This window comes from Rhodococcus sp. T7 (assembly GCF_009872365.1).
Lineage (GTDB): Bacteria > Actinomycetota > Actinomycetes > Mycobacteriales > Mycobacteriaceae > Rhodococcus_F.
The window spans coordinates 838166-851731 of the sequence record NZ_WXYH01000389.1 but is presented as its reverse complement, the minus strand read 5'-3'; the positions used below and the strand labels follow the sequence as shown (position 1 = coordinate 851731).

Genomic DNA, 13566 nt, shown 5'->3' with positions numbered 1-13566 from the left:
TATCTCCTAGAAAAGTCCGGCATTGCAGGGCGTACCGGGCAGTGTGTAGTCGGCTGTGACTCTCCATCCTGCTGGGTCGGGCCAAGCGGCGTTCGTCAGGATCGGCTTCCCGAGCTCGAGAACGTCGGTAGCGCGGGCGAGGCAGACGTCCATCTCGATGGTCGCGGTGCCGGGCGTAGGGATGCCGTTTTCGTCGATCGGGATGTTGTGGCGGGTGATGGTGTTCTTGAGAACCTTGACCTCGCCTGCGTCCGCCTCGATGCGATGCGCGGTGATGTCCCGCTTCGTCGATTGAAGGAAGTTGCCGGCCGCGACATTGTCGAGATCTGCGGGGTTGGCGGCGGGATCGGCACTCAGACGCGCGAGCACCGTGTAGTACTCGTTGACCTTCACCAGTGCGGCTTCACCGGCCTGTTGCTCGGGGGACTTTCCGGAGCCGGGCGGCCCGGTGAACGTGGGTCCGGCGTTGGTTTCGAGGATGACCGGTTCTGGGGTCAGGATGCTGCAGCTGGCTGTCAGGCACATCGCAGCAGTGAGTGTCGCCAGTGCGGCGATGCGGCGCGTCATGATGCTGCTCCGATCCGGTAGTGGCTCCCGTAGGTGGAGTCGAGCTGACTCAAGAGCATCTTGGTTTCGTGTTCGGGCTCTTCTTCAAGGGCGTCGAGCTCGGTGATCATGCGATCGATCAACCTTTGGGTGATCTCGGTGTCACCCGAAAAGTGGGTGGCGATGATCGCCGCACGCCAGCACCCTTCGTGGACTATGTCGACCTCGAGGCCCGTCTCCGCGGCGGCGTGTGCAGCCGCGAGGTCCTGGGGAACTTGTTGGCCGCGGATGTAGCGGGTGGCGAGCTCCTCGGCGACGTCGGTAACGGCGGAGATCATGTCCTGCTTGGTGTGGTCGGCCCACCCGTAGGCGGTGGGGTCATCGCTACTGAAAGGTTGACCGGTGACCAGAGCTAGTGCTGCGGATAGCCGGGCGATGTCGACGTCAGCGGGATGGGAATTGACGAGTTCCTCCCAGTAGTCCCAGTCGGTCGTGACGGCGTCGTGGAGCCGTTGCGGGGTCCGACCGGTTCGATCTCCGGACTTGATGAGGGCGGGTTCACCGGTCTCGGTGTCACCGAGCCACTTACGCAGGCGAGAGAGCGCTTCGTTGCGGCGCCGGCGGAGCCGGGCCTTCGCTTCTTTCTCCTGCTCGGCTGTGCCGGTTCTGGCGGCTTCGACGTCATGGGGCCAGATTTTGCTGTCGATGTCCGCGGCGAGGACTCCGCCATCAGTGGTGATGAGAAGCGCGGCGATTTCGGTCAGGCTCTTCTCTCGGCCTTCGGCCGGCCCTGGTGACGGGGGTGTGACGGCGGGTACGCCGAGCAGCCTGATCCAGATGTGATCCGCCTCCGGCAGCTCGCCTTCTGCGGTGACCTCATCCGAATCGGACGGCTCTGGTCGGTCGACGGCATGGTCGAGGTCCTCGTTCCCGACCACGCTGAAGGTTGCGGGATCGGAGCTGGTGATGAACTCGTCGGTCGAGATGTCGTTGTCGAGACGGGCTGCTTCCCATCGAATGTCAAGGTTATCGCCCTTGTGGGCAACGCGAGGTTCGCGTGAGGTGGTGGTCAGTAGGTCTAGGACAGACGCGTAGCTCTCCTCATCGAGGGTGGTCACTGTGATGCCGGCCGACGCGATTCCTGGACGAGCAAGGACGGCCGAGCCGTTGTCGTCGACCTCGAGGGTCCATTTGGCGTTGGTATGTGCGCTCTCGGTGGTCACTGCGGCGAACGCGATTCGGGGTGCGTGCCGTGCGATGCCGGCGAGTAGCCCGGCCTGTGCCTCGGTCACCGGATCGGCGATCAGAACGATCTCGGGTGCGGTCAGCTCGCTGGTGGTGTACGACGTGCGTGCCTGCGCGATTGACTCGAAGTCGTTGTCCGCGAGGATTTCGGAGTCGAGTTTGACGTGATTGGCGAGTGTCGTCAGTACCGTGTCGGCGTCCTCGGAGTGGGTGATGCGGCCGTTGTCGATTGCCTCCGGCAGGTCGGCGCAGTATCCGACGAGGTTGAGGTGGAGGCTGTCGGCGATGGGCGAGACTGCGAGCTCGACGGCGAGCGCACGCAGCACCCCGGCTGTTGCAGTCGGGGTGCCGCTGATGGCGAGGTGGCCGATCTGTTCGAGGTTGAGCAAGAGGTCGCGACCGTCGTCGCTGGTTCCGACTGCCGTCAGCGCCGGGTACGGACTGATCTCGGCCTCGGGAACGCCGCGCGGAAACGCTCTCGGATCTACTGACCAGGTGGTGTCGTCGATCTGTGTCCAAGGCGCGGGGAGTGAGACCTGTTCGACGAGTCCGAGGTCGATGTCGTTGTCACCGACGAAGACCGCCAGCAGGCCCGGCAGAGCGATACCCGTGGACCTGCAGTGGTGCGCGAGGTGCCGCAATGCGATGTCGACATGGGTGGTGGTGAGCGGATCAGCGGCGGCCGTGAGTGCTTGCTCCGCCTGGATCGCGGTTTCGGCGGGAAGGGCGATGCGCTCGCCGCGGCGGCGGCGATGTTGTTGCTTGCGGCGACGAAGAGCGAGGTGCCCGGTGAGTCCAGCTGCAGCAACCGCTGAGATTCCGAGACCGATGAACACGACGTCGGATGAGCCGTCCTCGGTATCGGTCTCTGCCGGCGCGTCATTGGTGACGAGGTCGGCAGGCATTTGAGGCTCGACGGGGTCGAGTTGCCAGTTGGGGGCGACATCCACAGGCGCGGGCGCCGGAGCGGGAGCCGGAGCGGGAGCCGGAGCGGGAGCCGGAACAGCTTCCGGAGCGGGAGCGGGAGCCGGAACAGCTTCCGGAGCCGGAGCGGGAGCCGGAGCCGGAGCCGGAACAGCATCAGCCGGCGGCACCAAGGCCGGCGCCGGCGTAGCGTCAGCCGCCGCGGAGGCGGCGGTGGGCATGATCAATTGCTGGCCGACCGTGATCAGCTCGCCAGCCGGGGTGCCGTCGGGAGTCGTGATCTCCTTGAAACGCAAAGGATCGCCGAGCTCTCGCTCGGCGATATCCCACAGGGTGTCGCCCTGCTTGACCGTATAGGCGCCGCGTACCACCTCGAGCTGGGATGCGGGCAGCTGCAGGGTCAACCCTTCGGCCAGAAACCCTGGCTCGGGGACAGCAGTCCGGTTGAGGTCCAGGATCTCGGCGTAGCGGCGGCCCTCTCCGAGATGCTGCTGGGCTAATCCCCACAGGGTGTCTCCCCGCACGGTCGTCACTGTCGGCCCCGCCGGTTGTACCGCCACCCGGGTAGCCCGCGGATCCACCTGCGTCTGCGGTAACGCGCTCGGATCTTCCTGCTGCGAGTGCGGCGCGTACGGAGACGTGCTTCCCACGTCCGCAGGCTGGGTCAGGACGGGTGCGGCGGTGGCGGTTCCGGCGGTCAGGAGCAAGAGGGCGCCGCTGACGAGGAACGTCGCCGTCCGCTGTTGTGAGCGAAGAAGGCGCAGCTTCGGCGTTTTGACGCCACGCAGTGTCGCCGCGAGTTCGAGCAGAATCGGTACGGTGAAGGTGGCCCAAGCAGCCCAGCCAACAAGGGGAAGAAGGGCGATGAGAAGACTGCCGTCATCTGGACTCGCGAGCAAACCTTCGAAATCCGACCACGGTATGTCGAGCGGATTGCCGCGCAGCGCCCAGAGCGCGGCCGGGATCCCGGCGACAAGCATCACCAGGATCAGGAGGTAGCCGAGTCCGGCAAGGCGTGACCGCGCGGCGTTTGCGCTCACAGAATGTACACCTCCCCGGCGTTGGTGCGGTTGAGATTCACAGCGGCCGTACCGATGAGCAGTTTCGTTCTGGGGTATGGCAGAAGTTTCGAGTTGTAGACGATGCGGGTCGTGATCAGGAGGGTGCGCGGGCCGGTGGGGATCACGTCACCGTCGACGCCGGCCTCGAACAGGTATCTCTTGGCGGCTGCGGTCGCGCGGACCGGGTCGACGACCGTGCCGATGCCGCGGGCGCTCACCGATCCGATGATCTGCTGACCGGCTGCTCGGGCAGCATCCTCGGCGACGTTGTCGGCTCGCTGGTCGGCGGTGAGCATGCCGCCACCGTCGACGATCAGTCCCCAGACGAAGAAGATCAGGACAGGGGCGAAGACCACCGTCATCAGGGTGACGGCACCCTTGTCGCGGTGCTCCGCCGGCAGTCGGGAGGCGAGTCGCTTACGCAGGGCGTTGGTCATCGGGTGCGCTCCCGGTAGGTATCGATCGGCGAGATTGCGGTAGCGGTGACGGTGCGGGCACCATTGACTCCGGGCCATCCAAGTGCGTCGAAGGAGACCTGGCAGGTCACTGTGACCTCGACCGTGGCGGGGACACCAGGTCTGGTGCGGAATCCGCTGGTATCGGCGTTGACGTTCATGGTGGCGCACTTGAGGCCTTGTCCGTCCATGCTGCCGGCCGCTGCTTGGTACGCCAGCGGGGTGGCCGTGGCGATGGTGCGGGCGAGTGAGGCTGCACGGGCACCCTCGGTGGCGGCGTGTTCAACCTTCTGGTGCGCCTGTCGGTTGACGCCGTACGCATACATCCAGCCCAGGAGCAAGATCAGGATGACGGTTGCGAGGCACAGCTCGATCGTGACGTCGCCCCGGTCATCTCGGCGGGCGCGGGATATCCATCGGGTGCCTCTCATCCGATTCCTCCCGGGTTGGTGACGCGTTCAGTCGGTTTGGTGTGGTTGACGACGATGGGGAATTCGAGACCCGGGACGAGGGAAGGGGCTTTTCCGGTGATGTTGACGGTTGTTTCGCGGATGTTCTTGCTGACGAGGACAACCGGGATCTGCAGGTCACCGGTTCCTGCCTGGGCGATGCAGGCATAAGCGGCAGCTGTTCCGAGCGCTTGGTTGCCGTACTGGGATCTCGTGTTCTTCAGTGCCTTTTCGGCGCAGCTGTTGGCGACGTCACGGCCGTGGAAGAACAGAGCGGTTTGCAGCAGGACCGAAAAGATCAGAAGGAATGCGACCATCGCGATGACCGTCACGAGCGTCGCCGGGCCTCGGTCATCGCGGCGCCATCGGTCGATCAACTGTTCCAGTGTGACCATGGTCTGCTTTCCGATAGTTGTTGGACGGCTGGCTTTTCAGGACGGAATAGGGATATACGGCCACGGCCAGGAATCGATTCCGAGCTGCACAAGCACCGCAGCGACTGCCACCATCGCAGCGGCCTGGAAGACCCTCACGAGGTATGTCACGTACTCACCGTCTCTCCAATCGATGCAGCGCTGTCTGATTTCAGTCGGGGATTGCGTTTGCGCGGGACATGATCTTGCGGACGACGATCGCACCGGCTGCGGCGGCGGCGCCGACAACCAGGACGGCGAGGAAGACGTACTCGAGGGTGGAGGGTCCGCGGTCTGAGTCTTTGCCGCCGGCGCGGTGGAGGAGGGTGCCTGCCAGTGCGGCGACGAACATCATCGTGAGGGTGATGTAGGAGGTCACGGCCTCGCGGGCGGTGCGCCGGGTGGCGGTAGCGACGGTGGTGATGCTCATGGTGGGCTCCTTGTGTTTGGTCGATGTGTAGCAGGTGAGCTGGACTGGATGATCGTGACCGGCCAGGCTCGGTGGTCTGGGCGTCTCGCTCCTTTCGCGGCGCTGGCTGCGCGCCATCGAATCGGACTAGCCGGTGATGATGGTCAGTGCCGGGATGAGCAGCAGCATGATGAACAAGCCGGCAAGTCCGGCCAGCGGCATAGCCAGCTTTTCGGTGGCCTCCGCTGCCGCACCCTGTTCTGCGCTGGCCTGAGCGGATCGCAGGCCCGCGGCCTTTGCCCGCAGTGATGCGTAGACGGATGCGCCTTTGTCTCCGGTCATGTTCATGATGTCGGCCAGGTCGCCCAGCTCGGTCAGGCCGAGCTCATGGGAGACGCGTGTCAGGGCATTCCACGGGGCTTCGCCGGAGCGCCCGGCTTCGTACAGTTCCTCGTCGAGGCGCAGGAACACCCATGAATCTCCCACCTGCGCAGCGCGCTCGAGGCTCTGGGTGGTGCCGATGCCACCGCGTCGGCACAGCGCGACGAGATCGATGTAGGAGCTCAGCGCCTGCGCGAATTCCGCTCGTGCCGCGGTTGCCCGGCGTCGGATCTCGATGTCGGGGATGAGGAAGAGCAGGAAGGCGGTCGCAATCGACAGGATGGCCGGGATGGACCATCCCAGGCCGACCCCGAATGCAGTCAGAACGAGGTTGAGGAAGGGGAAGATGAGCAGTCCGAGCAGTGCTGCGACGAGCTTCTCCCCGAGTACGTGGGCGGGATCTCGGTGCAGCAGGGCGAGATCGGCGTTGGGGAGCGTGAAGAATTTGCTGTCCTGCAGGTAGGGGTGGACCCGGATGCCGAGTTTGTTCGCCATCCCGTCGATCAGGGAGGTTCCGGCTGTCGACGTGCGCTCCGGGGCCGGTCCGGACAGGCGCGACATGGCATCGCTGAGTGCGGGTTGTGCGCGCATGAAGTAGAGGGCGACCAGGTAGATGCCGATTGTTCCGACGCTCGTGTAGAGGATGACCGTCATCTGAATGCTCATCGCTGCGCTCCTACGAGGTCGGTGCGGTTGACGCGATCATTGGTGCCGATAAAGCGGGGGTAGGTCGGCGGTTTGGTGGCCTGCTTCATCCAGTACAGGTCGGCCGCGAACAGGGTCAGCAGGATCAGTAGCACGATCTGCATTCCGCCCGACTTGTACGGTTCCATGAAGTTGGTGAACAGGAACGCTGCCGCGAGTGTTGTGATCGCGATGATGGTGACCCATTTCGCCTGTGTACGGCTGGATTTGCGGTCGGCCTCGGTGCGGCGTCGGCGCGCGACCATGTCACCGACGTCTTCGGCGAGGCCTTCGAGCACGGCTGCAAGTCCAACGCCCCGCAGTTGCATGCTCAGTAGCAAGGCGCCGCAGATCTTGTCGCCGACACTGTCGTTGAGGTCCGAAGCGAAACGTGTGATCGCATCCACCGGAGGGACGTTGTTGCGCAGGCGGCTGATGAACGCGGTGATCTCCTCACGTAGCGCCTCCGGGATCGGAGTGGAGATGATGGTGTGCTCGATTCCCGAACCAGCCTTCATGCTGCTGGACAGGTTGCGGGCCCACTCATCCATGGCCGCCAGCCGACTGATCTGCTGTTCTGCTTCGGGACGGCCGAGCAGGTACGGCAAGCCGACCAGCAGCGCCGGGACCAGAAAGAGGGTGAAGAGCCAACCCGAGAGGGACGACACGACGATGCCGGCGGCGAAGCCGACGACGAGCAGGATCTGGGTGCTACGCGGGATCTTCGACGAGCTGCGGCGCCGGCGCTGACGCGTGGGCGCGGTGGGATCGCGGCGGTCTTTCCATCCCATGACGATGCAGGCGACCCCGGCGCACAGCAGCAGTACCAGGAAGATGCCGATTTGCTGATACATCACGCCACCTCTTCATCGTCGTAGAGGTCGCGTTCTTCGTCGAAGTGGCGGAGGCTGTCGCTGGGGAGGTGGATTCGCTTGAATCCGCCGGCGAGCAGCTTGCGGAGCAGAGGTTGTGGAATGGATCCGAATTCTCCTGTGCCGTCCGAGTATCCCCGGTAGATCGTGGAGAAGGACGGCTTCTTGTCGTCGCCGGGCTCGACGTAGACGACTTCGTCGACGTAGCGGACCGAGGTGCGCGACCCTTCGCCATCGACGCGGACCTTCGTGCCGAGTTGGACGATCAGGTCGATGTGCTCTGCGAGCTGGCGTTCGACGTAGTCGACCGTCGCGTTCATCGGGGGTTCGGTCGCCAGGTTCACCAGACGGTCGACGACACCGCGAGCGGTGTACGCGTGGGTCGTGGATAGCCCTCCTCTGGCCGTCTGCAGTGCCTTGAGAAGAGCGAGGATCTCGTGACCGGCGACCTCACCGACGATCATGTAGTCGAGCTGCTGTCGCACGAACTCGTACAGGATGTCCGAGAGGGTGTAGCTGCCGGCGAGCTCGCCGTCTGCACCGCGTTCTCCGCCGCCGAGGATTGTCTCGGCGTCGACCACGAAATCCTCGCGGCCTGGCAGTTCGTCGATGAAGAGTTCTCGTTCGGTTTCCGCGATTCCGATTCGCGTCTGCAGAGGAAGCGCATTGGCCAGTGCACGCGTGAAGGTCGTTTTTCCGAAGCCCATTCCGCCGCCGGTGACCACCGAGGCACCGCCGCGGACCGCGCACGAGAGGATGGTCGCGAGCTCGATCGGCATCATCCGATGTTCGATGGCGAGCTGATCGAGGGCGATGTTCTTGAGGCGGTGGATGCGGATTGCCACCGAGGGTCGTTTGACCGAGTAGCCCATGACCGACAGTCGGTGGCCTCCGCGCATTGTCAGACGCAGTGACGGATTGAGCCGGGAGAATGGCCGGCCGCCGTTGTCGGCGCGTGAGGCCAGCAGTCCCATCCACTCGAGGAGTTCCTCGGGGGTGTCGACCACTGGGTCGCGGTGTTCATAGTGTCCGTCGGGGAACTTGACGTAGACGGCCGCGCCGTTGAGGAAGATGTCGGTGACGTGCGGCTCTTCGACGAGTTCCTGCAGCGGGCCCAGGTTGAACTGCGCGTCGAAGATGGCCTTGATCAGGGCTTCTTCTTCGACGATTGTGAAGGCTTCGCCGCCGGAGTTGATGGTCTTCTGGACGTGGTTCTTGACCAGGCCGGTGATCGTCTCACGGCCGAACTCGCGTTCTTCCTCCTCGGTGAACGGGGCGAAGTATTTGCCGGCGTTCTTCGGGTCGTGGCGCTCGCGGTCACGCGCTGACCGGTAGTCACGCAACAGTTCCGCAGCTTCTTTCTGCAGAGCGCGGACCAGGGCGCGATCGACCTTGACCTTCGCGGCCGGCGGCACGGACCGTCGCGCAGTGCCGCTGTGCCCTTTGGTGCTGGCCGGTGGCAGTTCGTGTAGGCGAAGCGATCGCAACGGATCGGTGTCGGGGAGCGTGATTTCCGATATGGAACTGCGGCCCCCACCTGCGAGGTCGGCGTCCGGGATCGGGGCTGAGAAGAAGGGAAGTTCCGTGATCTTGTTCTGCGGAGGCTGAGTCGCGTCGTCGGAGTTCATCGACGTTCTCCTGTCAGTGTCGGCAGCGCCGCATTGAGCGTGGGACCGGGCTTCCAGTCCGCCTGATGGCTCACCGCGAATTTGGTGATCTTCGGCCAGGTACTGCGGTGGAGGGTGTGCAGGTAGATCGAGCGGCGACGGCGCCATTTGCTGATGGACAACCCGTCCGAGAAGACCTTGGCGTCATCGGAGTCGGGCAGGACTGCGATGACGTCAAGTCCGGTGACTTTCGTGACTTCTTCTGCGTTGTAGGGGGACTCACCGATCAGGATCAGCCCCAGACTTGCCCGTGATTGCACCGCGGAGAGCTGCTGTCGCAGGGCGTTCTGCGAGGCGCGTAACGCTGCGATTGCCGTTCGCTCAGTGCGGGTGACGATTGCGATCGTTGTCGCGTTGACGATCAGTTCGACTGGAGCGCCGCGTTGCCCGATCCGGCCGGCGTCGACGATCACGTTGGTGTCGTCGACGCTCAATCCGGCCAGGTGGACACCCAACGGTCCCCACACGGGCCGCATCGCATCTGCCTGGGCGGAGTGGACCAGCCCCGGGAGCAATGACACCGACGATTCCGGGATCTGGATGAGTTGCTCGGCCAGAGCAGCCTTGAGGCGCCCGTGACGATTCGCGTCGACGAGATTGATCAAGGAACGATCGTGATAGTGGTTTCCGAGCATGTATCCGGCCAGGACCGGCGAGGACCCGATGGCATCCGCTTCTACGAGCAGAGTCCGGTCGGTCGGTGAGTTCAGGGCCAGGGCGAGCGCCGTGGTGCTCACACCGGGTGAGCGTGAGGCGGATGTTAGTGCGAGAAACATCGCCGATCACCGCACTCGGTTGTCGAGGACGATCGCGACACGCTTGGTTGCGCCGCGGGCGGCGACCCAGTTGGCCTCTGCCTCGGGCACGAGCAGGTTGAGCGTTGTCTCGCCGGCTTCGGGGATCTCTTTGGTGGAGTACACCTGCGCCTTCGTGTTGATCGGGCCCTGTACGGGCGGGTCGTCCTGGTCGCGTGGTGTGTCCACGACACGGACCATGTCGCCGGGGACGATCGGCTCGGAGGGGAGGTGGCTGTAGCTCACCGTGATGCCGACCATCGTGAGGCCTTCCCCGGGGACAACCTGATCGGTGATCGCGGACGGGAGCAGGACGGTGCCGGCCGGCAACCGGGTGCTGGCACTCATTCCTACGACGCGGCCGCGTTCGCTGGCGGGCAGCGCACCGAGATCGGCATCGACGTTGACCGATTTGGCGGCCAAGTCCTTGGACTCGATGGTCTCGCCTTGCTGCACTTCGTTCGTCAGGACGAGCACATCGGTGGTTGCGCGCATCGCGTTGACCGCGGTGAGCATGCCGATCACTGCCACCACGACGAGTGCGACACCGATTGCCAGGTAGATGGGGCGTCGTCGGACGCGCGCGCGGGTATTCAGATCGGGTGGGTCGTCCTGATCTGCTTCGTTGTGAGCCGGGGGCAGGTCATCCCCGGACGAGCGGAGCTTGTCGATTTTCTTGGTCAGCAGGGATGCCATGTGGTGGTCCTTCACAGTGGACGTGTGGACGTATCGGAGACTTTCGTATGGCGAACAGTAGAGAGGTACCTGGACACGTTCGCTGCGACCACGTCACCTGCAAAGCTCCAACGGACTGGTGACGCCATCCGGTGCGACTGGTCCGGTGCGTGTGAGGGCGCCGCTGGGCGCGTGAACCAGCTGCGTTGCGTGGCGGATTTCGGTGGGGCGGCGACCGTGTTGCTCGCCATGGCAGTTGTGCACGCCGCTACGTTTTCGCCGGTATGTGCATGAAAACCTGTGTGTCCGGCGATATCCCGACCTCGGGTGCCGGAGACGACGGTTCCGACTATCCGGCGTTGGGCAAACTGCGCGGCATGCCGTTGTCCGACTACTTCTATTGCCCTATATAGGCAGTCGGGTTTGAAATGGTCATAGTAAACATGCCTGCGGACCGTTTTAGGCGTCTCTGCTTGGCTCGACCATCGCCTCAGCACGCCTAGCGATCCGTGCCGTGCCACGTCGAGCACGAGTAGCCGAACGCCGAGCACCGTCCCCGTCGATCGCACACGTGAACCCCATTGTGCTGCACGTGGCATAAACGCTTTCCCCTCCGCAACCCGCCTGGGCCCTCCCCCTCGGCGCGACTGTCGACCCGCACTCGTCTGCCTGCCACGCAGCTGTGAGTCTTCTGGGAAAACATTCCATCAGGTCGGGAACTGCGTTGTCCAGCAGGGGGGTAACACTCAAGAGTGTTACCTACAAGGCTTGACATTCCCCGGGAGTAGGGTAGTGCCGCTGTATTCGCTATCGGAAAGGCCAACCAATGGACTCGATCAGTCCGCCGAGTCTCGGTGATTTCATTCGTGCTCGGCGCACCCGGGCAACGCCGAAGCACCCGGATGGTATGACTCGGGCCCAACTGGGCGAAGAGAACTATTTGAGTGTCAGCTACATCGCGCGGCTGGAAGGAAACGTTAAGGACGCGAGTCCTTCTCCACCGGTTCTCGACGCCACCGCCAACGCACTGTGTCTCGATGATGCAGAACGTCGGCACCTTTTCAATCTGGCACGGCGGACCCAGACCGAGCGTGAGGACATCACGACACCGTGGACGATCGCCGACTATCGGACACTGATTACACCGGACATGGAGACCGCCATCGCGGCGCTGAACCCGCACCTGGTGGCGTACCTCGACGAACGCTGGAATGTCATCGACTGTAACTCGGCGTACGACAAGGCGTTCCCTGGACTGGTCGACGAGGGAAACGTGTTGCGCTGGTTCTTCTCGACTCCGGCATCAATGACGGTCATGGTGGAGTGGGAGGCGGAAGCCGCCTTGACCGTCAGCTGGTTCCGAGCGTTGATGGGTCGCTACTACAACCCCGACTGGGCGGTGGAAACCCTCGAAGAGTTGAGCGAGTTCCCTCTCTTCCGCGAACTGTGGTTACGCGAAGAAGTCCGGTTTGGCCGGCACCAGCCGTTCATGCACCTCCGCGACGCCGAGACTGGTGAGCACTATAGCGTGCACGTGCAGGTCCACGCGGAGATGCGGGGCAAGTATCCGCTGCAGATGTACCTCGGAGTGCGCCTCCCCGCCTCCTGAACTAGCGGAGCGCCTTGACGAACGCAGTGATCGCCGCGTTGACCGGCTCTGGGTGTGTCCAGTTTGCGGCATGGCCAGCAACCGGGATCGTGACAACTGGCGCAGCACCGGGAAGACCTGCTTTGAGCTCGTCGGCCTTCTCTGCGGGCGCTGACAGGTCATTTTCCCCACGGATGATCAATGCCGGAACGTCAATGTCGGAGAGTCGGTCCACGATGTCGTCGCGTTCGATAAGGCACTCTGCGGCTGGTCGGACAGCCATGCGATCTCCGCTGTTCCATTTGCTGATCCACGACGTCCAATCCGCAGGTTCTCCACCGATCAGTTGGGGGGCAAGTGCGCTGGTGAGCGGTTCGAATGGCTCTGTGCTGCACCACTGATCGAACAGGACGCGGTATCCGGACTTCTGCTCAGGAGTACAGGCTGAGGCTTCCGTGTCGAGCAAGATCAGAGCCCTCGTACGCCCCGGTGCGAGAAGTGCTGTGCGCAGCGCGGTATAGCCGCCCTGGGACATGCCCCCGATGATTGCCTTCTCGACGCCGAGGTCGTCGAGGACGGCGAGGGCGTCGCGTGCGAGGTCCCAGTATGTGAACGGCATACCCGCATCGGTGGTCTTTCCGTGGCGGCGCGCATCCCAACTCACAACCCGGAGGTCCGGAGATAGATCGCGAACCTGGGGCGTGAACATGGATGAGTCCATGAAGAACCCGTGCCCGAGTAAAAGTACGGGCCCCTCTCCCCCACTGTCGGTGTAAAAAATGTCGGCGTCGGGCGTTGTCACTGTCGGCACGTAGCCGATCCTAGGGTGAGGTGACTATCCCCGGGTCGGATGCGTCGATCACACCGGGCCGCTCAGGACGAATGAGCGAGGCTGAGGGGTTCGTCCCTGACGTGCACGTGAACCCGTACAAGGTCGCTGACGAGGACTGACCACAGACCAACTGACAGGGCGTCAAAGTCACCGGACACCGGACGGAACCATGCACTGACCACGACGCTCACCTTTCCGAGCAGAGCCGGTTAGCAGCGCCACGACGTGGGCGGGCATCACTTCCAAGCGAGGTGGTGCCCGCTCGACGGGTCAAAACTGATTCCACCACTGGGCGAACATGTTCCATTGAACGGTGCGTGTCCAATAGTCACCGACGTCAAAGAACCCTGGAAGATCGAACACGATGCCGATCATGATTTCTCCTAGAACTGATTGAACCAGAGGGCGAAGTTGTTCCACGCTTCCACGTAAGGAATAGCCCCATCATGTAGAACAAGTCAGGAAAGTTGCCGGTCATAGCGGGTTCCACACGTTGAATCGCCCCGGGTCTGTCGGAGGCTCTCAAACCTGTGAAGGATGGAGAGCATGGCAGCACCACGGAAGTACAGCG

Annotated in this window: 13 protein-coding genes; 1 reads left to right on the top strand and 12 read right to left on the bottom strand. The window is 63.7% G+C overall.

Annotated elements, in window-relative coordinates; translation table 11 throughout:
• Nucleotides 1-6: 6 nt before the first annotated feature.
• From MLGJGCBP_RS48025 to MLGJGCBP_RS47975, 11 genes are all read right to left on the bottom strand, one after another.
• Complete coding sequence (locus MLGJGCBP_RS48025) at nt 7-567, bottom strand: hypothetical protein (protein ID WP_007299968.1); 561 nt, start codon at nt 565-567, stop codon at nt 7-9.
• Entirely contained in the window at nt 564-3755 is a 3192-nt protein-coding gene (locus MLGJGCBP_RS48020) for a LysM peptidoglycan-binding domain-containing protein (protein WP_007299969.1), read from the bottom strand. The genes MLGJGCBP_RS48025 and MLGJGCBP_RS48020 overlap by 4 nt, the downstream gene beginning before the upstream one ends.
• Nucleotides 3752-4213, bottom strand: coding sequence for a TadE/TadG family type IV pilus assembly protein (locus MLGJGCBP_RS48015; protein ID WP_007299970.1), 462 nt, complete (start codon nt 4211-4213; stop codon nt 3752-3754). Before MLGJGCBP_RS48015 ends, MLGJGCBP_RS48020 begins: the two co-directional genes overlap by 4 nt.
• On the bottom strand, nt 4210-4662 hold the full coding sequence (locus tag MLGJGCBP_RS48010) for a TadE/TadG family type IV pilus assembly protein (RefSeq protein ID WP_007299971.1): 453 nt from the start codon (nt 4660-4662) through the stop codon (nt 4210-4212). Before MLGJGCBP_RS48010 ends, MLGJGCBP_RS48015 begins: the two co-directional genes overlap by 4 nt.
• Nucleotides 4659-5075 (bottom strand): hypothetical protein, encoded by a 417-nt coding sequence (locus MLGJGCBP_RS48005; protein ID WP_007299972.1) that lies wholly within the window; start codon nt 5073-5075, stop codon nt 4659-4661. Before MLGJGCBP_RS48005 ends, MLGJGCBP_RS48010 begins: the two co-directional genes overlap by 4 nt.
• A gap of 190 nt (nt 5076-5265) precedes the next feature.
• A complete protein-coding gene (locus tag MLGJGCBP_RS48000; RefSeq protein WP_005560295.1) occupies nt 5266-5523 on the bottom strand; it encodes a hypothetical protein in 258 nt (85 codons plus the stop codon).
• A 126-nt stretch (nt 5524-5649) separates the two neighbouring features.
• Nucleotides 5650-6549: a type II secretion system F family protein gene (locus tag MLGJGCBP_RS47995; RefSeq protein ID WP_007299973.1), complete on the bottom strand. Its 900-nt coding sequence runs from the start codon at nt 6547-6549 to the stop codon at nt 5650-5652.
• Nucleotides 6546-7421, bottom strand: coding sequence for a type II secretion system F family protein (locus tag MLGJGCBP_RS47990; RefSeq protein WP_005560293.1), 876 nt, complete (start codon nt 7419-7421; stop codon nt 6546-6548). The genes MLGJGCBP_RS47995 and MLGJGCBP_RS47990 overlap by 4 nt, the downstream gene beginning before the upstream one ends.
• A complete protein-coding gene (locus MLGJGCBP_RS47985; protein WP_007299974.1) occupies nt 7421-9067 on the bottom strand; it encodes a CpaF family protein in 1647 nt (548 codons plus the stop codon). The genes MLGJGCBP_RS47990 and MLGJGCBP_RS47985 overlap by 1 nt, the downstream gene beginning before the upstream one ends.
• The gene (locus tag MLGJGCBP_RS47980) at nt 9064-9843 is read right to left on the bottom strand and encodes a hypothetical protein (RefSeq protein WP_236581471.1); all 780 of its coding nucleotides are present in this window, start codon (nt 9841-9843) and stop codon (nt 9064-9066) included. Before MLGJGCBP_RS47980 ends, MLGJGCBP_RS47985 begins: the two co-directional genes overlap by 4 nt.
• A gap of 45 nt (nt 9844-9888) precedes the next feature.
• Nucleotides 9889-10596 (bottom strand): SAF domain-containing protein, encoded by a 708-nt coding sequence (locus tag MLGJGCBP_RS47975; RefSeq protein ID WP_007299976.1) that lies wholly within the window; start codon nt 10594-10596, stop codon nt 9889-9891.
• An 805-nt stretch (nt 10597-11401) separates the two neighbouring features.
• Here MLGJGCBP_RS47975 and MLGJGCBP_RS47970 point away from each other — a divergent pair.
• Entirely contained in the window at nt 11402-12184 is a 783-nt protein-coding gene (locus tag MLGJGCBP_RS47970; RefSeq protein ID WP_012686772.1) for a helix-turn-helix transcriptional regulator, read from the top strand.
• 1 nt (nt 12185) lies between these two features.
• On the opposite strand, the gene MLGJGCBP_RS47965 is transcribed toward MLGJGCBP_RS47970, so the two are convergent.
• Entirely contained in the window at nt 12186-12965 is a 780-nt protein-coding gene (locus MLGJGCBP_RS47965; protein ID WP_007299978.1) for an alpha/beta fold hydrolase, read from the bottom strand.
• Nucleotides 12966-13566 lie beyond the last annotated feature (601 nt).